This is a genomic window from Pseudomonas sp. Leaf15, assembly GCF_001421425.1.
Classification (GTDB): Bacteria; Pseudomonadota; Gammaproteobacteria; order Pseudomonadales; family Pseudomonadaceae; genus Aquipseudomonas; species Aquipseudomonas salomonii.
The window spans coordinates 24606-46510 of sequence record NZ_LMKI01000035.1; the positions used below are offsets into that span (position 1 = coordinate 24606).

Sequence of the window (21905 nt, forward strand, 5' to 3'; positions counted from 1 at the left end):
GGTATGCAGTGGCTGAGCCATCGCCATCGCAGGCAAGCCAGCTCCCACAGGAGGGCAGATTCGCTTTTGATTTGGCGGTTGATCTGGCTTTTGATGTTGATCTCAGTCGCCCTGTTAAACCACGCTGGCCGAACGCAGGTTTGAAGCCGTGGCTAACCCGGCAGGACGCCGGGTTAGCCGCGCTGGGCCAAGGATGGCCCATCGCGGCGGCCCACGGATTCAAGCCTGCGTTCGGGAACACCGAGCCCAGGCGAGGTGCCGAGTGGTGGGGCGAAGACTTTTTGGTTACTTTTGTGTCTTTACAAAAGTGACCCGCTGTCAGAGCGGAACCATAAGTGGCCGTTACCCAGCTTACGGATATGTACACCGACAAACCGCCATCGCAGGCAAGCCAGCTCCCACAGTTGGATTGTGTGTGCACTGTTAAAGCCCGCATAGCTTGCGCAACAAAGCGGTATCCAGGTGGTTCTCCACCAAGTCCGCCAAACGCTCGATATCGCGCTCGCGCAAGGCGTGGTAATCCACCTCCTGCACGTCCTGCAACCCGGCCCAGCGCAACAAGGCGCTGCACGCGGCGGGGCTTTCGAACAGGCCGTGCAGGTAGGTACCGAGGATCTGCCCGTCGGCACTCTGGGCGCCGTCACTGCGGCCATCATCCAGCCGCACGGCAGCGTTCGCCAGCGCTTCACCACAAGTCACGCCGGCGTGAATCTCATAACCACTGACCTCGGCATCTTCCAGCAGCAAGCGTCCTCGCACATTACGCAGCTGCTTCTCTGCTGCCAGGGTCGTACTGAACGCCAGCAGCCCCAAGCCTTCACTGGAGCCGGCCGGCCCTTCCAGCCCGAGCGGGTCATGCAGCTGCTCGCCGAGCATCTGCAAACCGCCGCAAATCCCCAGCACCTTGCCACCGTAGCGCAAGTGCCGAGCCACGGCAGTTTCCCAGCCATTGCCACGCAGATAGGCCAGGTCACTGCGCACGCTTTTGGAGCCCGGCAGGATAATCAGGTCGGCTGGCGGAATCGGCTGGCCCGGCCCGACAAACTGCAAATCCACTTGGGGGTGCAGGCGCAGCGGGTCGAAATCGGTGTGGTTGCTGATGCGCGGCAATACCGGCACCACCACCTTGAGCACTTGCGCGGCCTTGTCGATCTGGCGCTGGTCGATACCATCTTCGGCTTCCAGGTGCAGGTCCATCACGTAAGGCAGCACGCCCACCACGGGCTTGCCGGTGCGCGCCTCCAACCAGTCCAGGCCTGGCTGCAACAAGGCGATATCGCCGCGAAACCGGTTGATGATAAAGCCCTTGACCCGCGCCTGTTCGGTCGGCGAAAGCAATTCCAGGGTGCCGACCAGATGGGCGAACACGCCGCCGCGATTGATGTCGGCGATCAACAGCACCGGGCAGTCCACCGCTTCGGCAAAGCCCATGTTGGCAATGTCATTGGCACGCAGATTGATTTCCGCAGGCGACCCCGCGCCCTCCACCATCACCACCGGGTAGGCCGCGCTCAGGCGTGTGTGGGAGGCCAGCACCGCCTGCATCGCGATGGCTTTATAGTCGTGATAGGCCACGGCGTTCATGCTGGTCACCGCGCGACCGTGAATGATCACTTGGGAGCCGGTGTCACTGTTGGGTTTGAGCAGCACCGGGTTCATGTCGGTGTGCGGCGCCAGGTTGGCGGCCTGGGCTTGCACCGCCTGGGCGCGGCCGATCTCGCCGCCTTCAGCGGTCACGGCACTGTTGAGCGCCATGTTCTGCGGCTTGAACGGCGCCACCGCGATGCCCTGGCGCACCAGCCAGCGGCACAGCGCGGTCACCAGGGTACTTTTGCCCGCGTCGGAGGTGGTGCCTTGCACCATCAGCGTACTCATGGGGCTTCCTTGTAGATGGCCAGGGCTTCGTCGAGCCGCAGCCAATCCGCCTCGGTGTCGGGCAGGCCAAAGCGCAGGCTGCTGTCGTGGACAAACAGGCGCAGCAGAATGCCGCGCTGGGCCATGAATTCATGCATGCGCTCGGCGTGTGGGGTGATCAGCCACTGGAACAAAGCGCAGCCGCCGTGGGGTTGAAAGCCGTGGCGCTCGAGCAGGTCAAACAAGCGCCGGCCCGCTTCGATACAACGCTCACGCTGACGAACCTGCCCGGCGGTATCGCGCAGGCACACTTGGCCGAGCACGCGCGTCGGCCCACTGACGGCCCACGGCCCAACCTGCTCGGCCAACAACCGCAGCAACCTGCGTTCAGCCAGCACGAAGCCCAGGCGCACACCGGCCAGGCCGAAAAATTTGCCGAACGAGCGCAACACGATCAGGCCGACATGATGGGTGTGGCTGGCCAGGCTCAGCTCTGGAGTGACGTCCATGAACGCCTCGTCCACCACCAGCCAACCGCCGCGTTGGGCCAGCCGTGCGTGCCAGTCCAGCAGGCGTTGCGGGCTCAGGCTCAGGCCGGTGGGGTTGTTGGGGTTGACCACCACCAGCACGTCGAGGCTGTCGAGAAAGAAGTCGACTTCCTGCTCCTGCACTTCGCGCACCACATACCCGGCGCGGCGCCAGGCTTCGACGTGCTCGGCGTAACAGGGCGACAACACGCCCACCTTGCCGGAACGGCGCAGGCGCGGCAGCAGCTGGATCGCCGCCTGGGAGCCCGGCACCGGCAACAAGTGGGCGGCGCCGTAATAGTCGCAGGCGGCCTTTTCCAGGCCGTCATCGGCTTCCGGCAAACGCGCCCAGGCCCGCAACGGGATGTCCGGGATCGGCCAGGGCCAGGGCGCGAGGCCGCTGGACAGGTCGAGCCAATCGGCCTCGGCAATCCCGTACTCAATCACCGCCTTACGCAGGCGCCCACCGTGCTCAAGCATACAATTGCGCCCCCGCGCAGAGGATCAACAGCCATAACCAAACGCCACGCTGCACCAGTTGCCAGCCACGGTCGATGGCGTCGGCATCGGCGGCCGGGCCTTCGCCCAGCTGCGGACGCTGATGCAGCTCGCCGTGATAGATCGCCGCGCCACCCAGTTCCACGCCCAGGGCGCCCGCCCCGGCCGCCATCACCGGACCCGCGTTGGGGCTGTCCCAGGTCGGGCCCTGGGTGCGCCAGCATCTGAACGCCAGGCGGGTTTTGCCCAGCACGGCGTAGGTCAGCGCCACCAGCCGTGCAGGAATATAGTTGAGCACATCGTCGATCCTGGCCGCTGCCCAGCCGAAGCGCTCGAAGCGTTCGTTGCGATAGCCCCACATGGCGTCGAGGGTGTTGCTCAGGCGGTACAGCACCACGCCCGGCACACCGGCGACCACAAACCAGAATAACGCGGCAAATACTGCGTCGCTGCCGTTCTCCAGCACTGACTCGGTGGCGGCGCGGGCGACTTCGGTGCTGTCCAGCTCGCTGGTCTGGCGGCTGACCAGATAACTCACGCGTTTGCGCGCTTCATCCAGGTCACCGCTGCGCAACGCCTGCGCAACCGGCATCACATGCTCACCCAGGCTGCGCATGCCCAGCGCCAGGTACAGCGCCAGGATTTCCAGGACCCAGCCGATATAGGGCGCCCAGGACAACGCAGTGGCCAGCAGCGTCAGCGGCACCACGGCGATAAACCATGCGGTCACGCCATGGCTGCGCCAGCCACGGCCACCGGTGTTGAAACGTTGCTCGATACGCCCGGCGAAATTGCCGAACGCCACCAGCGGATGCCAGCGCCTGGGTTCGCCCAGCAGCGCATCCAGCGCCACCGCAGCGACACACAGCAAGGCCACACTCATTGACTCACTCCCCACACATTCTCATACAACATGTCACTCAGCGGCCGTGGTTCGGTCCAGCCTTCGAGTTGCAACATCGGTGCCGGGTAGAACTCGGCCACCGGGCCCAGGCACAGCACGGCCAGGGGTTTGGCGCCGGGCGGCAGGCCCAGCAGGTCGGCCAGCGCCTGTGGTTCGAACAGCGAGACCCAGCCCATGCCAAGGCCCTCGACACGGGCGGCCAGCCAGAGATTCTGGATCGCGCAGGACAACGACGCCATGTCCATCTCCGGCAAGGTGCGCCGGCCAAAGATGTGGCGCTCGCGGTCGTCCATCAACGCAGCCACCAAAACTTCGGCGCAGTCGTGGATGCCTTCGACCTTGAGCTTCATGAATTCGTCGGAGCGCTCGCCCAAGGCTTCGGCGGTGCGCACGCGTTCTTCCTCCACCAATTGCTGAATGTTCCCACGCAGTTGACGGTCACTGATGCGGATAAACCGCCAGGGTTGCATCAGGCCCACGCTGGGCGCCTGGTGTGCGGCCTGAAGCAGGCGGTGCAGTAATTCGGGCGCGACCGTGCCGCCGGTGAAGTGGCGCATGTCGCGGCGTTCGGCGATGGCGCGGTAGACGGCTTGGCGGTCGGCGTGGGGATAGGCGTTGTTGGTCATGGCCCTATCGCGGGCAAGCCCGCTCCCACATTTTGATGTGTGAACCCGGTCAATGTGGGAGCTGGCTTGCCTGCGATGGCGTTCTTCTGGTCGGGCGCAAAGAGCGCGGCCACCGCCGTTGGATTCGACGGAAAGTAAAAGTGCACATAAGAAGCCGTCATCCGCCCCTGCCGATACACCGCCTCCGCCCCGCGCCCGCCATTGGGGCTCAGGCCACGGGCAATCGGCTGCCATTCGGTGCTGGTCAGGGAATGATGATAGGTATGACCGCGCAGCACGCCTTCGGGCAACTCGACACTTTGCAGGGCCAGGGCCGCGAGTTTCTTTTGCATCACCGCATCGCCTTGCAGCAGGCCGACCAGTTCGGCACGGGTGCCATCCACATCGGTGAGCGAATCCAGCAGGTAGAGCATGCCGCCACATTCAGCCAGCAACGGTTTGCCTGCCGCATGATGGGCGCGGATTGCCGCAAGCATCGGGGTGTTTTCAGACAGTGCCTGGTGATGCAATTCGGGATAGCCACCGGGCAGGTAGAGACTGTCGGCGTCGGGCAACTGGCGATCGTGGATCGGCGAGAAAAACCTCAGCTCAGCGCCCATTGCCCGCAACAGATCCAGGCTGGCGCCGTAGGTGAAAGCGAAGGCTTCATCACGGGCCACGGCAATGCGCACACCGGCCAACAGCGGCTCAGCTTCAATCAGTTGCGGCGCGGCGAAGGTCACCGGCGGCGGCAACGCCACTTCGCAGCTGCTGCCCAGCGCCTGGGCTGCGGCGTCCAGACGGGCATCAAGGTCATTGAGTTCACTGGCTTGCACCAGGCCCAGGTGACGACTCGGCAATTCAATCCCCGTTTCACGGGACAACGCGCCATACCAGCGCAGGCCTTCGGTGAGGCTGCCTTCGAGCAATTGCGCATGACGCAAGGTGCCGACGCGATTGGCCAGCACACCGGCGAATGGCAAGTCCGGCTGGTAGCGCGCCAGGCCCAGCGCCAGGGCACCGAAGGTCTGGGCCATGGCGGTGCCGTCAATCACACCGAGCACCGGTACGCCAAAGTGCCGCGCCAGGTCGGCGCTTGAGGGTGTGCCGTCAAACAACCCCATTACGCCTTCGATGAGGATCAGGTCAGCCTCGCCCGCCGCTCCCCACAACAACCGGCGACTTTCCTGCTCGCCCACCATCCACATGTCCAACTGATACACCGGCGCGCCACTGGCACGCTCGTGGATCATCGGGTCGAGAAAGTCCGGCCCGCATTTGAACACGCGCACTTTGCGCCCCAGGTTGCGGTGCAAGCGGGCGAGCGCGGCGGTGACGGTGGTTTTGCCTTGGCCGGACGCCGGTGCGGCGATCAATACGGCTGGGCAATGACGGGGCTGATTCAAAGTTCGACGCCCTTCTGTGCCTTGATACCGGCCTGGAACGCGTGCTTGAGCATGCCCATTTCGGTGACGGTGTCGCCCATTTCAATCAGCTCGGGCTTGGCGCCACGGCCCGTCACCACAACGTGCTGCATGGGTGGGCGGGCCTGCAGGTCGCTGAGTACCTGGTCCAGATCGAGGTAGCCGTGCTTGAGCGCAATGTTCAGCTCGTCCAGCACCACCAGGCCGATGGACGGGTCTTGCAGCAATTCGCGGGAAACCGCCCAGGCGGCTTCGGCGGCGGCGATGTCGCGCTGGCGGTCCTGGGTTTCCCAGGTGAAGCCTTCACCCATCACATGAAAACGCACCTGCTCGGGGAAGCGCCGGAAAAACAGTTCCTCGCCAGTGCTGTTGCGCCCCTTGATGAACTGCACCACGCCGCATTGCATGCCGTGGCCCATGGCGCGGGCAAGCATGCCGAACGCCGAGCTGCTTTTGCCTTTGCCGTTACCGGTCAGCACCAGCAGCAAGCCGCACTCGTTTGGGGAATTGGCGATACGCTCGTCGATCACGGCTTTTTTGCGCAGCATGCGCGCCAGGTGGCGTTCGTCGCGGTCGGGGGAATCAGTCATGGCAGCTCTCCGCTGGGGCTGGACAAAAACGGCGGGCAGGAAAAAGAAAAACAGACAGCCAAGCATCGCCCACCGTGATGCTGTTGGATGATCCAGGCCGGTCTCCGGGCTCATAAGTGGCGCTCTGCATATAGCGCGAGCAGGCCAACGGTGCGCCTTCCCATATCACGCGGATACAGTGGCAAAAGGCACCGTTTCGACTCATTTACCGTTGCGGGGGCAGCGCCGGAATTGCGGCTGCGCTGTGTACAAGCGCGCTCACTCACCGGCTTCCCTGTTTCACTCTGTCGGCACATCGGCCACAGAGCACCTGGAACAAGCCGCGAAGGTTAGTGGGTTGGGGGTGGAGCGTCAATTAAAGCTGGCCTTGCACTTGAACCATCCGACTGCCGCGCTTCTCTACCTTTACAGGTATTAAGGAGAAAACCATGCACAAAACCAGACTCGCCTTACTGATCATGCTGGCAGGCACCCTCGCCGCCTGCGGTGAAAGCTCTACCTTGCAGGTCTCGGACGGCACCGGGCCATCGCCCAAACTGCCGGAGCCGAACAAAACCCTGATCCCCACCGTCAACATTGCCCCGGCGATCGGCTGGCCGGACGGCGCCAAGCCGACAGCCGCCGCCGGTACACAGGTGGCGGCGTTTGCCGAAGGCCTGGATCACCCGCGCTGGCTCTACGTTTTGCCTAACGGGGATGTGCTGGTCGCTGAAACGAACTCGCCGCCCAAGCCGGACGACGCCACCGGCATTCGCGGCTGGGTGATGGAGAAAGTCATGGGCCGCGCCGGCGCGGGCGTGCCGAGCCCGAACCGCATCACACTGCTGCGCGATGCCGACCATGATGGCGTGGCCGAGACGCGCACAGTGTTTCTGGAGAACCTCAATTCGCCGTTTGGCATGACGCTGGTGGGTAACGACCTGTACGTCGCCGACTCGGACAAGCTGCTGCGCTTCCCTTATCAGCCGGGCGAAACCGCGATCAAGGCAGCCGGTACCAAGGTCGTGGACCTGCCGGGCGGCAGCATTAACCACCACTGGACCAAAAACGTGGTGGCCAGCAAGGACGGCAGCAAGTTGTATGTGAGTGTCGGCTCCAACAGTAACGTCGGCGAAAACGGCCTGGACGCGGAACAAGGCCGCGCAGCGATCTGGGAAGTTGACCGCGCCACGGGCCAGCACCGGATTTTTGCCTCCGGCCTGCGCAATCCCAACGGCATGGCCTGGGAACCGCAGAGCGGCAAGCTGTGGACGGCGGTCAACGAGCGCGATGAGATCGGCAGCGACCTGGTGCCGGACTACATCACCTCGGTGAAAGACGGCGCGTTTTATGGCTGGCCCTTCAGCTATTACGGCCAGCATGTGGACGTGCGTGTCTCGCCGCAAAACCTCGACCTGGTCGCCAAGGCCATCGCCCCGGACTATGCCGTGGGGCCGCACACTGCGTCATTGGGGCTGACGTTTGCCGAGGGCAGCAAACTCCCGGCGCAATTCAGCAACGGCGCATTTATCGGCCAGCATGGTTCGTGGAACCGCAAACCGCACAGTGGCTACAAGGTGATCTTCGTGCCGTTCGAAGGTGGGCAACCCAAGGGGCAGCCGGTGGACGTGCTGACCGGGTTCCTCAATAAAGACGAGAAAGCCATGGGCCGGCCGGTGGGCGTGGTGATTGATCAGCAGGGGGATTTGCTGGTGGCCGATGATGTGGGGAATAAGGTGTGGCGGGTGTCGGCGGTTAAGTAACTGCCTTGTAGGGGGCTCATGTGGGAGCTGGCTTGCCTGCGATGGTATCGCCTCGGTTTAACTGACAGACCGAGCCGCCTGAATCGCAGGCAAGCCAGCTCCCACACAAGCCGGCTCAGACACTTGGGCCCGAGTGGCTTAAGGATTACGCGCCAGACTCGCCGGCAACACGCGCTTGGCGCTCAGGTAGGCATTTTGCCAATAGGCCTTGGACAAGGTGTCCAACTTCACCGTACCGCCCGTTTGCGGCGCGTGTACGAACCGCCCTTCACCCACGTAGATACCTGCGTGGCTGACTCGCGAGCCGCCGCCGGTGGCGAAGAAGATCAGGTCGCCGGTTTGCAGGTTGTTTTCGCTCACATCCTGAGCGCGCATCACGATCAGTTCGCGGGTAGTGCGCGGCAGGCTGATGCCGGCGGCGTCACGGTAGACAAAGCCGATCAGGCCACTGCAATCAAACCCGGAGTCCGGCGTATTGCCGCCCCAACGGTAAGGCGTGCCGACCAGGCCGAGCGCACGGAAGAGCACGTCTTCAGCAGCCGGCGAGAAATTTTGGGTGGAATAGTTGAACACCGGCTTGGGCTTGACCGCGACAGGCGCAGGCGGCGGTGGACGGCTTGCGCAGGCGCTGAGGAGCGCGGCGCAAACAAGAAGAATGAGGCGTGCTGAGGTCGACATGGGCAGAACAATCCTGATCTGGATGCGGCTTTGGCTGCCGAACGCTGAAAACCAGAACGCGCAAGCAAAGCTCGCGCGAACGGATTACAACAATGTCCAGGGATTCTAGCGCTTACACGTCAAACTTCAAGTATCACTTTAACTTTACTTACTAGCGGTAACCGTAGTCGGGGCCATGGCGAGTGCACGCTTGGCTTCGATGAAGGTTTTGCTCCAGTAGCTGTCGCCCAGGTTGTCGACTCGAACACCGCCACTGCGACGGCTGCTGGAGTGGATAAACTGGTTATCGCCCAAGTAGATACCGGCGTGGCTGACACGACCACGGCCTGCCGTACTAAAGAAAAGCAGATCACCGGGCTTGAGGTTGTTGCGTGCGACCAACGGTGCATCCACGTTGATCATTTCGCGTGTCGAGCGTGGCAGGTTCATGCCGGCTTCTTCACGGAACAGGTAGCCGATAAAGCCGCTGCAGTCGAAACCGGCTTCAGAGGTACCGCCAAAACGGTAACGGGTACCGATCAGGGACATTCCGCGTTCGAGGATGCTGTCGGCCAGAACGGGAAGCTGGTAAGGCTTGCTGCCGGCGAAGTTGGCCAGTTCTTTTTCGGTTGCCTGCTCTTCTTTATAAAGATCTTCCTGATAGACAGTGGAAGACTGCGCTGCAACGAACTTTGCCTGATTTTGAACCTGTGGTTTTTGCTGCTCAGCCACGTTTTTAGTGTGGGTGGCGCAACCAAACAACAGGGTAACGAGTGCGAGAGGCACGAGGGGTGCGAAGCGATTTAGCATGGGCACGACCGTGGCTGATGTGTAAAGAAGTCGAGACTATGCCCTCTATCACATCGATTTGCAAATTCAATCGTGATCTATGTGACTTCTTGTTTGGACTATGACATCTAAGCCCTTAACACCCAATTCATGCCTGTTGCGTGGCCAAACCGGCCCAAACGCAGGTTTTCTGACGCCTGGAAGTTGCCGAAAACCTTGCTGGACAAGGGCTGGCTACCAACCGAGGGTTTCCTTGAGAAACGGAATGGTCAGCTTGCGCTGGGCCTGCAGCGAGGCTTGATCGAGCTGTTCGAGCAAATCGAACAACGCGCTCATGCTGCGGGTGCCACGGGTGAGGATAAAGTGCCCGACTTCGTCGGTGAGGTGCAGCCCGCGACGCGATGCGCGCAATTGCAGGGCACGCAGCTTGTCTTCATCGGAGAGCGGGCGCATCTGGAAGATCAGCGCCAGGGTCAAGCGTGACTTGAGGTCAGCCAGCTTCACCGGCAGCTCACGCGGCGAGGTAGACGCGGCAATCAACAAGCGCCGGCCGCTGTCACGCAGGCGGTTGAACAGGTGAAACAGCGCCTCTTCCCACTCTGCCTTGCCGGCGATGGCCTGCAGGTCATCCAGGCACACCAGTTCGTATTGCTCAAGGTGGTCGAAGATGCCGATGCCATGGTCCATCAGCTCAGCCAGCGGCAAATAAACTGCCGGCTCGCCCATCTGCTCGAAGCGCAGGCAGGCCGCCTGCAACAGGTGGGTACGCCCCACGCCGTGTTTGCCCCACAGATAGATCAGGCTTTCAGTCCACCCGGCGTCGGCTTCGCAGAGCCGCTCGACATAGCCGAGTGCAGCGGCATTGGCGCCTGGGTAGTAATTGATAAAGGTGGCGTCGTCACGCAGACGCACACCCAAGGGCAGCTGAATCGGTTTCATGCTGACTGAACGGCTCCAAACGAACCGTTAGTGGCCTCTGTGTAAAGTTTGCAAAGTTTATACCCGTGAAGCCGGGCGCACAATGCAGCAGACCACAAGCAAAATCAAAGGTTTGCGTTAACTTGGGGCGATTTGCGCAAATTGTTTGACACCCTGCCCCAGAAACAACAAACCCGGCTTAGGCCGGGTTTGTTGCGAAACGGTTACAGATCCGGGTCTTCAACCCCGGTATACGCATCCGAATCCTTATACAGATCATGGACGTGGCGCACCAACACCATGATCACCGCCGCCACCGGCAGCGCCAGCAAGATGCCGGTAAAACCAAACAGCTCACCGCCCGCGAGGATCGCAAAGATCACCGCCACCGGGTGCAAGCCAATCCGGTCACCCACCAGCAGTGGCGTCAGCACCATGCCTTCCAGAGCCTGGCCGACCATGAACACCGCGACGATCCCAAGCATCGGGTACAGGTCGCCGCCAAACTGGAACAACCCGGCCACCAGCGCCGCACCGATACCAATCACAAAGCCCATGTACGGCACGATGGCCGCCAAACCTGCGATCAAACCGATCAACAGCCCCAGCTCCAAACCAATCGCCATCAGGCCGGCGGCATAGATGATCCCGAGCGCCAGCATCACCAGCAATTGGCCGCGTACGAACGCGCCGAGCACCTCGTGACATTCTTGCGCCAGGGAAACGATGCGCTCTTCGTTGTTGCGTGGCAGCAGGCTGCGGATCTTGGCCATCATGATGTCCCAGTCACGCAGCAGGTAGAACGCTACCACCGGGATCAACACCAGATTGGTCAACCAGCCGATCAAGGCAAGGCTGGAGGCCGTGGCCTGGCTGAGCACCACACCGACAATATCGGTGGTCTGGCCCATATGCTCACTGATCGCGGCCTTGACCTTGTCGAACTTCCAGAAACCGTCTGCCAGCCCCAGCTTGGCCTGGGCCCACGGCATGGCCGTGTGCTGCAACCAGTCGAGCATTTGCGGCGCCAGCTCATAAAGACGGAACAGCTGCTTGGCCAGCATCGGCACCAACACCAGCACCAAGGCGGTGATAATCAGCGTGAACAGTGCAAACACCGCAACCACGCCCAAGGTTCGCGACAAACCGGCTTTCTCCAGGCGATCCACCACCGGATCGAACAGATAAGCGAGCAGCAACGCGACCAGGAACGGCGTCAGGATCGAATGCAGCAAGAACACAAAAACGCACAGCAGGACAACCCCACCAAGCCACACCCAACGACGCGTATCCGCCATAAACCACTCCATCTCTCATTTGCTTCCTTCTATCTATATAGAAGGAAGATCACCTACCAACGAAAACGTAACTGCGCCTGAGGCTCCGGAGCAGCCGGCGGCTGCGTACCATCGGCGACCGGCGGTTGAACCGGCGCTTCGCCCGCAGGCACTTCCTGCAACTTGGCCAGGCTCAACTGCGTGCGCAACTGATCGGCACTGCCGTTGACCCGATACACAATGCGATTGCCATCCACCCGTTGCGGCTGAGCACCAAAGGGCTCAAGCAAATGACCCAAAGCGGCATAGCGCTCCAGGTTCATGCCCTGCACCTCGAGCAGCTGTTCGGTGCTCACACCTGGCTTGACGGCAAAGCGTGGTGCCAGTTTTTGACTGACCGCCAACATCACGGCATCGGCCACCGCGCCAGTATCAGCGCCCTGGGCGGTACCCTGCTCGCTCTTGTCGCCCAACCACAGGCGCCATTTGGCCTGCCACTGGCTGCCTTCCTGGCGCGCGTGCACGGCCAGCAAGGCGTCGGCACCGTAGCGTTCGGAGGCGGCGCGCAAGGGCGTGGCGTCGGCACTTTCCAGATTCGGTGCAGTGGCGACGACTTGCTCATCCAGATCACCCAGCGGCAAACGCAACGGCAAGCCGCGGTGTTGCGCAGCACGGCGCAGTGCACCGGCTATCGCCTGGCCATCACCGACCAAGCTGCTGCCGTCAGTGGAATCGTTGAGCCACCAGCCGAGGATCGACGGCCGATTGCTGCCCCAGATCGACAGGCCCGCTTCACGCAGGGCGCGATCGGTGCTCACAGGGTCGAAGTCAACTTGCAGACTTTCCGGCGGGCCGGCGTCGTAGCCGTATTGGCTGATGATTTGCTGCGGGTCTTTGCGGATCGCCGCCAGGCCTGGGCCTTCGGCGGCCTTGGCATCGCCGGTCAGGCGGATCACCAGGGATTGCACGGCGCGCTGGGTGGCCTGATCACGCTCTTGGGGCGACTGGCTGGCAACCGGTTCAAGTACTTGATAGAGGCCATTGAGGGTTTCGGCATGACTCGCCAGGCTGACCAACGACAAACAGCCTACAAAGAAGACATTACACAGACGCATGGAAGATTCCCGAACGACAAATTTAGCGGCTGGAACAGACCGCGTGAACTCGGCTTGGCAAGGCTGTGACCACAGCAGCCGGTAAAACATTCACAGGGTCATGGCAGTTTTTGTACTGTCATAACGATAGCGGGTTAAAGGCTATACCTTAATACACGCCATTACCGGCTCGATTAGCATTTTTTTAACCGGCTTTTTTAACCTATATGGCCCTGCCCGTCGGCCCGAGGATGGCCGCTGCCCCTCAAGCCTGATAAAATCGCGCGCCTTCGCAGACCGTCAGCGGCTGGGCCTTTTATCCAAAGCGCCTGCCGGCTCGGTCGTTACCCAGAAATCCCCCCTAAAGGCCTGGATCATGAGCAAGCAACCCTCCCTGAGCTACAAGGACGCCGGTGTAGACATCGACGCCGGTGAAGCATTGGTCGAACGCATCAAGAGCGTCGCCAAGCGCACTGCGCGCCCCGAAGTCATGGGCGGCCTGGGCGGTTTTGGCGCCCTCTGCGAAATCCCGGCCGGCTACAAGCAGCCTGTGCTGGTGTCCGGCACCGACGGCGTGGGCACCAAGCTGCGCCTGGCGCTGAACCTGAACAAGCACGACACCATCGGTATCGACCTGGTTGCCATGTGCGTCAACGACCTGGTGGTGTGTGGCGCAGAGCCGCTGTTCTTCCTCGACTACTACGCCACCGGCAAGCTGAACGTGGACACCGCCGCTCAAGTGGTCACCGGCATCGGCGCCGGCTGCGAACTGTCGGGTTGCTCCCTGGTCGGCGGCGAAACCGCTGAAATGCCAGGCATGTACGAAGGCGAAGACTACGACCTGGCCGGTTTCTGCGTCGGTGTTGTCGAAAAAGCTGAAATCATCGACGGTTCCAAAGTCGCAGCCGGTGACGCCCTGCTCGCCCTGCCATCGTCCGGCCCGCACTCCAACGGCTACTCGCTGATCCGCAAGATCATCGAAGTGTCCGGCGCCGACATCGAGAACACCCAGCTCGACGGCCAACCGCTGACCGACCTGCTGATGGCCCCGACCCGCATCTACGTGAAGCCTTTGCTCAAGCTGATCAAAGACACCGGCGCCGTCAAAGCCATGGCCCACATCACCGGAGGTGGCCTGCTGGACAACATCCCGCGCGTGCTGCCAAAAGGCGCACAGGCGATTGTCGACGTGGCAAGCTGGACCCGTCCTGCCGTGTTCGACTGGCTGCAAGCGCAAGGCAACGTCAACGAAACCGAAATGCACCGCGTGCTGAACTGCGGCGTGGGCATGGTCATCTGCGTGGCGCAAGAACACGTTGAAACCGCCCTGCACGTACTGCGTGAAGCCGGCGAGCAGCCTTGGGTTATCGGCCAGATCGCGACCGCCCCGGAAGGCGCGGCCCAGGTTGAACTGAAGAACCTCAAGGCTCACTGATGCCTGAGACCTGTGATGTCGTGGTGCTGCTCTCCGGCACCGGCAGTAACTTGCAGGCCCTGATCGACAGCACGCGCACCGGCGACAGCCCGGTGCGCATTGCTGCGGTGATCTCCAACCGCAGCGACGCCTACGGCCTGCAACGCGCCAGGGACGCGGGTATCGACACCCGCTCGCTGGATCACAAGGCTTTCGAAGGTCGCGAGGCCTTCGACAGCGCCTTGATCGAACTGATCGACGCCTTCAACCCCAAACTCGTGGTGCTTGCCGGTTTCATGCGCATCCTCAGCGCCGATTTCGTGCGGCACTACCAGGGGCGCCTGCTCAATATCCACCCGTCCCTGCTACCCAAATACAAAGGGTTACACACGCACCAACGCGCGCTCGAGGCCGGCGACACGGAGCATGGCTGCAGCGTGCACTTTGTCACCGAGGAACTCGATGGCGGGCCTCTGGTCGTACAGGCAGTGGTTCCGGTAGAGTCTGCAGATTCGGCGCAGACACTTGCGCAACGGGTTCACACCCAGGAACACAGGATTTACCCGCTGGCTGTTCGCTGGTTTGCCGAGGGACGATTGATTCTCGGCGAACAGGGTGCATTATTGGACGGTCAGTTACTCGCGGCCAGCGGCCACTTGATTCGAACCTAGGAGATTTTATGCGTCGCGCCCTGCTCTTCGCTTTTGCGCTGTTCGCCTTGCCCGCCGTGCAAGCAGCAGACCTTCACCCTTTCTCCGCCAGCTACACCGCCGACTGGAAACAGTTGCCCATGAGCGGTTCGGCCGAACGCAGCCTGGTCAAGAATGACAACGGCTCGTGGACCCTGAATTTCAAGGCGTCCATGATGATCGCCAGCCTCACCGAGACCAGTGTTATCCGTCTCGACAAAGATGCCTTGCAGCCCGTGAGCTACAGCTTCGAGCGTGGCGGCCTGGGCAAGTCGAAGAAGATCAACCTGGACTTCGACCAGACGGCCAAGAAAGTCACCGGCTTTGAAAACAAAGACCCGGTCAACGTCGCCCTGCAAAGCGGCATGCTCGACAAGTCGACCTATCAGTTGGCGTTGCAACGCGATGTGGCGGCCGGCAAGAAGAGCATGAGCTACATCGTCGTTGAAGGCACCGACACCGACACCTACGACTTCCGCGTGATCGGCCCGGAAAAGGTCCAAACCAAGGTCGGCTCCATCGATGCGATCAAGGTTGAACGTGTACGCGACCCGACCCAAAGCAAGCGCATCACCCAGATGTGGTTTGCCAAGGACCTGGGCGGTATTTTGGTTGCCTTGCGCCAGGTGGAAACCGACGGCAAGGAATACAACATCATGCTGTTGGTCGGTACCGTTGATGGCCAGGCTATCAAAGGTAGCTGATACCGTGATGTGATTTAAAAGAGCCTCGCTGAAATGCGGGGCTTTTTTTCGCCTGGAGGTTTTGTGTTGAAGCCACTACCGCTATCGCAGGCAAGCCAGCTCCCACATTTGAAATGCATTCACCTGTGGGAGCTGGCTTGCCTGCGATAGCGGCTCAATGATCAACACAAGGCTCCAGCCGGTCGCAAACATGAAACTTTTGTCATAAAACTCAGCACCCTGCGACGCAATGTCGCGATTTGCGTGGCCTGCAGCACTGTTGCGTTTCCTGCAATAAATAGTTGCGCGCAAAATCGGTTTACTTAGCAAGCTAACAAAACATATAAAAGAGGCCTGCGACGACTTGCCGCAGATCAACCAGAGATTGGAGCAAGCAGATGACTGTAAAAGTAACTGAACGCGACGATGCACACATGTCTCACGAAGCACTGGGTCATGGGATTCACATCTGGGATGTACATCAACAAGACCAACTGGTCGGCATGTTCCACAATGAGAACGAAGCCCACAATTATAAAAACGAGCTCGAATCTCTAGAGATGAAACGCCAGGCCGAAGGCTCCTGAAAGGCTGAAATCCGGCAGCCACCCAGCCCCACACAGCAGCTGGTGTGCCTGCACACAAAACCCCGCCATTGAGCGGGGTTTTTCGTATCTCACCTCCGTCGTTTTCCTGTGTTCTGCCACGACCGCATGAAAACAGACACATCCTACAAAGCCTCAGGCCGCGTATTACAAGCCATCTCAAAGACACTGAACTAGCCTGACTTAGACGCTTCAAGCCCTGACTGCAGACCTGCATGGTTGCTCTGTCCGTCTTCGACCCGCCCTCCTTTCACTCCCTGAATAATCGTTTCCGCAAAAAGCGTAACAACAAATAGACATTTGGTAATGATTCTCGATAGTATCCGTTCGCTTTTCACTCAGCGCCTCGGATAAGGAGTTCGAATTGATGCACGGACATGTCGCCACACCGGAAAAACTACTGCTTGAACGCTGGGGTGAAGCACTCTCCACTCGCCAATTCCAGGCTAAGCACGTCACGCTTGATGCCCTGATCGATACCCTTGCACCCGCCGCCGAACGCAGCTTCCAGCGCTTGATCCAGGCCTTGTTCCGTGAAGGTCTGCTCAACCCCGCCGCGCGCACCTATGACGAGCACAATCGCTGCTGGCTGGAGCTACCCGACCACACCCGCCTGCGCTTTGATCACCTGCGCCCGGGCCGCATGGCCAGCTGGGATTTGCGCGGCTCGGTGAGTGTCCTGCGCGCCGGCCAGCCAGAACAGAAAATCCGGTTCCCCTCGCAGTTGCTGACATTACTCAACAGCAGCCTCGAATCACCTGCCGCCCCCGACGTCTTGAGCCGCCTCAACAGCGAGATCGATGACAGCGTTGTCAACGATACGCTGTGCCTCGCTTTCCACGAGCAGTGGACCCTTGAGCTGCACGCCGCAATGGCCCCCGCGCATCAAGACAACTTGCTCAGCTACCTCAAGAACAACCCAAGCGTTTCCAACCCGACATCAGTCCTTGAGCAGTGGGGCACCCTGGGCCATCCATGGCACCCCAACTACAAGACAAAGCTGGGCCTGGGAACAGAGCAGGTGATTGAATTCTCGCCGGAGTTCGAAGCGCGCTTCCCGGTATTACTCTGTGCGCTGCACCGCCAGTTCGCCCATGTCGAAAGCCTGGCCGGTACTGCAGATTACTGGCAATGGTGGCAAAACCACTTCCCGCAGGCGGCCCGCCAATTGACGGCACAGCTGACCGCTCAAGGCCTTGAGGCCGGCGACTACCTGCCGATGCCCGCTCACCCTTGGCAGGCTCGCCAAGAGCTGCCGCAACTGTTCGCCAATGAAATCGGCGACCGGCTGCTGGTGCTGACCGACATCGTCGCGTTCACCGCCCACCCGACCATGTCGTTCAGGACCGTGTTGCCCGAAGGCCGGTGCGACGCGCCAATGGTTAAACTTCCAGTGTCGCTGCGCTTGACCAGCGTGCAGCGCACCGTGTCGCCACGCTCCGCGCGCATGGGCCCACGTATCAGCCATTTGCTGCAAACCATCCTGGCACGCGAGCCACACATTCAAAAAATTCTGAGCATCGTGCCCGAACGACTCGGCGTGCATTTCCAACCACAACCTGCCAATGACGAACACTCGCGGCACCTGGCCGTCCTGTACCGGGACAATCCGCAGAGCCTGCTTGAGCCGGGCGAAATGGCCATTCCGGTAGGCAGCCTGTTTGCCATCGATCAGCATGGGCAACCCCTGCTCAAGCAGTGGGTACGCCTGAGCAAAGGCACCGACGACGCGCAGGCCATGCAGGCGTTTTTTAAAGACTATGCATCCATCGCAGTGCCGGCGCTGTTGGGCATGTACCTGCGTTATGGCGTGGCCTTCGAGGCCCATCAGCAGAACTCCTTTATGGTCATGGGCACCGACGGGCAAGCAAGCCGTCTGTTGCTGCGTGATTTCGGTGATATCCGCATCGATCGCAAGACCTTGCACGCCCACGGCCTGGACATCGAACTGCACGACCCGAAGATGACCTTGTACGACGATGCCGGTTTCGTGCGCGACAAGTTGCTGCACACGGTGTTCATGTGCCACCTGGGCGAACTGGTATTGCTCAGTGCGCGCCACTTCGATATTCCGGAGGGGCTGCTGTGGGACGAACTGTCCGCCCAGGTCCGCGAGTGTTTCGATGAATTGCGCAGCCAGGTCGAGCCCCAACGTTGGCTGACCGAACGCGCCGCGCTGCTGGAGCAGGACTGGCCAGCCAAGTCGTTTATGCGCATGCGCCTGATGGAAAGCCATGCCGATATCGTCGGCCGCCTGCCGAACCCGCTGAGCACTGCCGCCAATGTCGGCTAACAACACGGCACTGCGCCTGTTGGTGGTGATTCAGCTGGTGTCGATGGGCGCCATGGAAATGAGCGGCCCCTTCTGGCCGCTGCAAATCCAGAAGCTGCTGGGCGTTGCCAACGCCCAGTACACCGGCCTGCTTTCATCGCTGGTGTATGCCGGGCCGATGATGGCGGCGATGATCCTCACACCAATGTGGGGGCGCCTGGGTGATCGTACCGGCCACAAGCCGATGATCATTCGCGCGCTGCTGGCACTGGCGGTATGCCAGGCGCTGGCCGCTGTCACCACCGATCCGTGGCTGCTGGTGGTCATTCGCGTGGCACAAGGTGCGCTGGCCGGCTTTATTGCAGCGGCCCAGGCCTACGCGCTGGCGTACTGCGCCGAAGGTGGGCGCGGGCACGTTCTGGCGCGGCTGCAATCGGCCACCGCCGTGGGCTCGCTGGCCGGGCCGGTGCTGGGTGGCTGGCTGATGGACATTTCCGGCTTCGCATTGCTGTGCTACAGCGCCACGGCGGTTTGCCTGCTGTGCGCGTTGATCAGCCTGTTTCTACCCAGCGATGCGCCGCGCTCAAGACCGGCACGTGCCTCAACGCCTACGGCACTGCCCAAAGGCTGGCTCGGCGCAATGCTCGCCATCATCGTGCTGATCCAGGCAGCCAAGATGATGCCCCAGCCGTTTTATGCCCTGTACGTCGCCGATGTTCTGCACGCCCCTGCCTGGCTGATCGGCGCCAGCTATGCCGCCAGCGCACTGACGCTCGCGCTGTCCGCGCCGCTGTGGGGCCGGCTGTTTGACCGACACCCGGCGGCGCACACGCTGCGCATCATCGAATGCGTCACGTGGCTTTGCGCCTTGACGCTGGCCTTCACGGCGATGGCCGGCGAATGGCTGGGGTTCCTCGCCAGCCGGCTGCTGTGGGGCGTGTGGCAAGGCGCGCTGCTGCCGGTCGCCTACACGTTGATCGCCAACACCGTTGCACCCAGCCAGCAGGGGTTTGCCTTGGGCCTGGGCAATAGCGCCGCAAAAGGTGGCGCGTTGTGCGGTGCGCTGTTGGGTGGCGTCGGCATGGCAATGGTGGGCCTGGCGCACAGCTTTTGGCTGGTGGCACTGACCTATGCCTTGGCAGCCCTGGGTATCCGCGCCATCCGTTCGTTCACCCGAACACCTGAGACTTCCGATTTTTCTGTCAATACTTCTAATAACTCAAAGGCAAGATCATGAACAAATCACAATGGGCCGTCCTGCTGCCCCTGCTCGGTTCGATAAGCGCGCCTGTCTGGGCCGATCAACCGGAAGACGCGCCAGCGGCGGCTACCAACCTGCAATTGCAGGCGACGGTCGTTTCAGCCACTCGCAGTGAAACCAGCATTGCCGCGATCCCAGGCTCGGTGCAGGTCATCGACGAAGCACAGATCCGCCAGCAGACAGCGGCAGGACGCCGGGTTGCCGATATCCTCGGGCAGCTGGTCCCGGGCATAGCGCCCTCCAGCGGTGGCATGAGCAACTTCGGCCAGACGCTGCGCGGGCGCAACACGCTGATCCTGATTGATGGCGTGTCCCAGAACGCCACGCGTGACAACTTCCGCCAGCTCAACAGCGTGGCACCGGAAAGCATCGAGCGCATCGAAGTGATATCCGGCGCCAGCAGCGTCTACGGCGCCGGCGCGTCAGGCGGCATCATCAACATCATCACCAAGCGCAACAAAGGCGAAGACCTGGCCTTCAGCAGCAAGATCGGCATGACCGCCGGCAACAACTTCAGCCACAAAGGGTTCTCCTACGAAGCCTTTCAAAGTGCCACCGGCCGCAAGGGCCCGGTGGACTGGTACGTGTCGGGCAATACGGTGCAACGCAACGACCAGTTCGACGGTAACGGCAAACGCATTCCCCAGGACACGTCCCAGGGCAGCAACATGGACACCGACACCTACGACCTGCAAGGTCGCTTCGGCTACGAGCTGGATGACGACAAGAAGATCAGCCTGTCGCTGCAAGACTATAAAGATGAACAGGACACCCGCTACACCAAGAACCCACGCATCACCAGCACTGCGGTCGCGGTAAAAGGCCTGGACCTGGATGACCAACCCTTCACCCACAACCAGGCGGTCAACCTCAATTACGCCGACAAGGACTTCTACGGCCAGGGCTTGCAGGTCGAAAGTTACTGGCGGCGCGCCGATGCACTGTTCTTCCCCGACCTGTCTCGCGGCCGTGCCGGGGTGTCCGACAACAACAGTGTGCAAGACGTCTATGGTGTGCGGGCAGCGATCGATACACAAATGCCGGACATCGGCTCGGCGACCGGCAATCTGGTCTGGGGCGCCGACTATGACCATGAAACCTCGCGCCAACGCGGCGACCAATACCGGGTCAACGGCCTGAGCTATACCAAGACCGGCACCACCTTCGAGATGGGCCCGGACATCGCAACCAGCACCAAAGCCATTTTTGTTCAGCTGTCCTACGATATCGATGACTGGACCTTACGTGGCGGCATACGTCGTGAGTGGATCGAAAGCGAAGTGTCCGACAGCATTGCCTACGGCGAGATCGTGCAGACCGGCAACCGCGCCACACTGCCGGGCGGCACCCTCAAATACGATGACACGCTCTACAACCTGGGTGCGGTGTACCACCTGAATGAAAACCAGGATGTGTTCGTCAATTTCAGCCAGGGGTTTTCCCTGCCGGATATCCAGCGCTTCCTGCGTGACGTCAACAGCAAGTACGACATCCAGGACCTGAACGCCCAAGCCCTCAAGGTCGACAGCTACGAGCTCGGCTGGCGTGGCAACTGGGACAAGTGGCTGGCCAACGTCACCGCCTATGAAAACACCTCCGACGTCACCCAGTTCTATGATGCCAATGACCGTGTGTTGCGCCTGATCAACCAGAAAGAGCGCGTGCGCGGCATCGAAACCAGCCTGACCTACAACGTCACCGATCAATGGTCGGTAGGCGGCACTTACGCCTACGCCAAAGGCGAGACCCAGCAAAACGGCAAATGGATCGACCTGCCCGCCACACGTATCTCGCCTGCCAAGACCACCGCCTTTGTCGGCTATGACCGTGGCGACTACAGCCTGCGCCTGCAAGGCATGCAACTGGCGGACTATGACGCCGCGGCCAAAGACAACAACGGCCGCGATATCAAAGGTTATACGCTGGTCGATCTGCTCGGTTCGGTCAGGTTGCCAGTCGGTCGCCTGGAAGGCGCGATCTACAACCTCAGTAACCGCAATTACCAGAACATGTTTGCCCAGGCCAACGCCCGTGCGCCGTATCCGAACGCTGAAGGGCGTACCTTCAGCGTGAGTTATGCAGTGGATTGGTGATCGGCTGAA

Annotated in this window: 19 protein-coding genes and 1 riboswitch; of the genes, 8 read left to right on the forward strand and 11 right to left on the reverse strand. The window is 61.3% G+C overall.

Features of this window, described 5'->3' with window-relative positions; genetic code table 11:
• Positions 1 to 423: 423 nt before the first annotated feature.
• From ASE80_RS26005 to cobO, 6 genes are read right to left on the reverse strand one after another with little or no spacing between them, the layout of a single operon-like run.
• A complete protein-coding gene (locus ASE80_RS26005) occupies positions 424 to 1875 on the reverse strand; it encodes a cobyric acid synthase (RefSeq protein ID WP_056861456.1) in 1452 nt (483 codons plus the stop codon).
• Positions 1872 to 2861, reverse strand: a complete 990-nt coding sequence (gene cobD, locus ASE80_RS26010) for a threonine-phosphate decarboxylase CobD (RefSeq protein WP_056861457.1) — start codon at positions 2859 to 2861, stop codon at positions 1872 to 1874. The genes ASE80_RS26005 and cobD overlap by 4 nt, the downstream gene beginning before the upstream one ends.
• Entirely contained in the window at positions 2854 to 3762 is a 909-nt protein-coding gene (cbiB, locus tag ASE80_RS26015; protein ID WP_056861458.1) for an adenosylcobinamide-phosphate synthase CbiB, read from the reverse strand. Before cbiB ends, cobD begins: the two co-directional genes overlap by 8 nt.
• Positions 3759 to 4409, reverse strand: coding sequence for a 5,6-dimethylbenzimidazole synthase (gene bluB / locus ASE80_RS26020; RefSeq protein WP_056861459.1), 651 nt, complete (start codon positions 4407 to 4409; stop codon positions 3759 to 3761). Before bluB ends, cbiB begins: the two co-directional genes overlap by 4 nt.
• On the reverse strand, positions 4406 to 5794 hold the full coding sequence (locus ASE80_RS26025; RefSeq protein ID WP_056861460.1) for a cobyrinate a,c-diamide synthase: 1389 nt from the start codon (positions 5792 to 5794) through the stop codon (positions 4406 to 4408). Before ASE80_RS26025 ends, bluB begins: the two co-directional genes overlap by 4 nt.
• Entirely contained in the window at positions 5791 to 6402 is a 612-nt protein-coding gene (gene cobO / locus ASE80_RS26030) for a cob(I)yrinic acid a,c-diamide adenosyltransferase (protein ID WP_010208674.1), read from the reverse strand. Before cobO ends, ASE80_RS26025 begins: the two co-directional genes overlap by 4 nt.
• A gap of 78 nt (positions 6403 to 6480) precedes the next feature.
• Positions 6481 to 6731, reverse strand: a riboswitch (cobalamin riboswitch).
• A gap of 99 nt (positions 6732 to 6830) precedes the next feature.
• On the opposite strand from cobO, the gene ASE80_RS26035 reads away from it, so the two are divergent.
• Complete coding sequence (locus ASE80_RS26035; protein WP_056861461.1) at positions 6831 to 8144, forward strand: PQQ-dependent sugar dehydrogenase; 1314 nt, start codon at positions 6831 to 6833, stop codon at positions 8142 to 8144.
• Between the two features lie 138 nt (positions 8145 to 8282).
• Here ASE80_RS26035 and ASE80_RS26040 read toward each other — a convergent pair whose 3' ends face one another.
• From ASE80_RS26040 to ASE80_RS26060, 5 genes are all read right to left on the reverse strand, one after another.
• Positions 8283 to 8822 carry a C40 family peptidase gene (locus ASE80_RS26040; protein ID WP_056861462.1) on the reverse strand — a complete coding sequence of 180 codons (540 nt, stop codon included), beginning with the start codon at positions 8820 to 8822 and terminating at the stop codon, positions 8283 to 8285.
• A 144-nt stretch (positions 8823 to 8966) separates the two neighbouring features.
• Positions 8967 to 9611, reverse strand: a complete 645-nt coding sequence (locus ASE80_RS26045) for a C40 family peptidase (RefSeq protein WP_056861463.1) — start codon at positions 9609 to 9611, stop codon at positions 8967 to 8969.
• Positions 9612 to 9824: 213 nt separating this feature from the next.
• Positions 9825 to 10529, reverse strand: coding sequence for a DnaA regulatory inactivator Hda (gene hda / locus ASE80_RS26050; RefSeq protein ID WP_056861464.1), 705 nt, complete (start codon positions 10527 to 10529; stop codon positions 9825 to 9827).
• 203 nt (positions 10530 to 10732) lie between these two features.
• Complete coding sequence (locus tag ASE80_RS26055; RefSeq protein WP_056861686.1) at positions 10733 to 11806, reverse strand: AI-2E family transporter; 1074 nt, start codon at positions 11804 to 11806, stop codon at positions 10733 to 10735.
• Positions 11807 to 11859: 53 nt separating this feature from the next.
• On the reverse strand, positions 11860 to 12900 hold the full coding sequence (locus ASE80_RS26060) for a DUF2066 domain-containing protein (RefSeq protein ID WP_056861465.1): 1041 nt from the start codon (positions 12898 to 12900) through the stop codon (positions 11860 to 11862).
• A 355-nt stretch (positions 12901 to 13255) separates the two neighbouring features.
• Between ASE80_RS26060 and purM the strand changes: the two genes are divergently transcribed.
• The 7 genes from purM to ASE80_RS26095 all read left to right on the forward strand — a co-directional run bounded on the left by purM (position 13256) and on the right by ASE80_RS26095 (position 21896).
• Positions 13256 to 14314: a phosphoribosylformylglycinamidine cyclo-ligase gene (gene purM / locus ASE80_RS26065; RefSeq protein ID WP_056861466.1), complete on the forward strand. Its 1059-nt coding sequence runs from the start codon at positions 13256 to 13258 to the stop codon at positions 14312 to 14314.
• Positions 14314 to 14964: a phosphoribosylglycinamide formyltransferase gene (purN, locus tag ASE80_RS26070; RefSeq protein ID WP_017134880.1), complete on the forward strand. Its 651-nt coding sequence runs from the start codon at positions 14314 to 14316 to the stop codon at positions 14962 to 14964. The genes purM and purN overlap by 1 nt, the downstream gene beginning before the upstream one ends.
• Positions 14965 to 14972: 8 nt before the next feature.
• On the forward strand, positions 14973 to 15686 hold the full coding sequence (locus tag ASE80_RS26075; protein WP_056861467.1) for a DUF3108 domain-containing protein: 714 nt from the start codon (positions 14973 to 14975) through the stop codon (positions 15684 to 15686).
• Between the two features lie 377 nt (positions 15687 to 16063).
• Positions 16064 to 16252: a hypothetical protein gene (locus ASE80_RS26080; RefSeq protein ID WP_017134878.1), complete on the forward strand. Its 189-nt coding sequence runs from the start codon at positions 16064 to 16066 to the stop codon at positions 16250 to 16252.
• A gap of 385 nt (positions 16253 to 16637) precedes the next feature.
• Positions 16638 to 18563, forward strand: a complete 1926-nt coding sequence (locus ASE80_RS26085) for an IucA/IucC family protein (RefSeq protein ID WP_056861468.1) — start codon at positions 16638 to 16640, stop codon at positions 18561 to 18563.
• Positions 18553 to 19779 (forward strand): MFS transporter, encoded by a 1227-nt coding sequence (locus ASE80_RS26090; RefSeq protein ID WP_056861469.1) that lies wholly within the window; start codon positions 18553 to 18555, stop codon positions 19777 to 19779. The genes ASE80_RS26085 and ASE80_RS26090 overlap by 11 nt, the downstream gene beginning before the upstream one ends.
• The gene (locus ASE80_RS26095; RefSeq protein WP_056861470.1) at positions 19776 to 21896 is read left to right on the forward strand and encodes a TonB-dependent receptor; all 2121 of its coding nucleotides are present in this window, start codon (positions 19776 to 19778) and stop codon (positions 21894 to 21896) included. The genes ASE80_RS26090 and ASE80_RS26095 overlap by 4 nt, the downstream gene beginning before the upstream one ends.
• The last annotated feature ends 9 nt before the right edge of the window (positions 21897 to 21905 follow it).